Annotated in this window: 1 protein-coding gene; it reads right to left on the bottom strand. The window is 48.8% G+C overall.

Annotated features, from left to right (window positions below; all coding sequences use genetic code 11):
• Positions 1-136 precede the first annotated feature (136 nt).
• A partial coding sequence (locus R7070_RS26095; protein WP_318141499.1) for an LruC domain-containing protein occupies positions 137-1,149 on the bottom strand: 1,013 nt, incomplete at its 5' end.

Genomic DNA, 1,149 nt, shown 5'->3' with positions numbered 1-1,149 from the left:
CTGAACCGATGGCGTCGGTGTTGATGCCGGAGGCGTAGTTGAGCCACCACCTCCACCGCCGCCTCCACAAGCTACGGTTAATGCCGAAATCAACGTCGTCATAAGCAGTTTTGTAGAATGTTTCATGTCAGGCTCCTTACTGCTGAGTTGCAGGAATTACTTTGTTAGCGGTTGAGGCTTGGTACCACGTTGTTTCTGACTCGCCACTGCTGGTTACCCAAGTTGGGAAATCGGGATACGCTTTACTGATGTCGACGTTTTCAATCGGATGATCCCACTCGTCACGAATGTTGATCGCCCACGGCATGTTGTTGTTCGTCAAGAATGACTCAGCGCCGCCGGAGTTATCATCATGCAGGTTGAAAAAAGAGTTATTCATCTCACTGGTTCCCGCAAAGGACTTGAAGTGCGTTTGCCAACTCATACCCGGAGGTGTGGCAGTAAAATCACCGTGATACGAGTCTTTCGAAGCAAAGATGAATGAATCGTAAGGCGGATAGCCAACTTGCTCACGTGAAACAGGCGTCGATAGCTCAACGGTGAGCTGATAATTCAGAACATCTGACGTTTGCTGACTCACACACGCGGTTTGAGTGCGATAAAAAGTACAATTGCTGTCTAACTCACCCAATGCCTCTAAGTCTTTGCGCAAGTTTTCTGAGACCACAAGCACCGCCTCACCGCCAGATTGCACCACTTGATGAGTGACGGGTTCGCCATTTCGAGTCAACACGGTCGACGCAATATTGGCAGGGTTAACATTTGGTAGATGAACCGCAAAACCGTTGGAGAACCCAGCTCCCATCGCCTGTAAGGTGTAATCGAATGTAATGTTTTTGATTTCACGCTGACCATTTAGCAGTTCGGTAACGCGATAACGCCACACCACATCGTTGAAATCGTAGTCGCCAATTAGCGGCCAGCGATCTTCAAACGCCATCGTCGCGTACGTGTCTGAGCTTGGATAAACCGAAGTTACCGTCACTTCTGGGTTGTTTTCTTGCACCAATGGCTCGTATTTCGAATCCGTCGAACCATCAGTGTTGACGCCATCAATGGCGGTGAATGGGCTCACTTCGACAGTAAACAGCAAGTCATTGAAATCATTGTCGCCATCAGGGCGATAAATATCTTCAAAACCCAGCACTA

Source organism: Vibrio sp. 1557, from assembly GCF_033340175.1.
Taxonomy (GTDB): Bacteria; Pseudomonadota; Gammaproteobacteria; order Enterobacterales; family Vibrionaceae; genus Vibrio; species Vibrio alginolyticus.
Note: the sequence above shows the minus strand (reverse complement) of the source record. Positions and strands in the feature narration are given on the sequence as shown.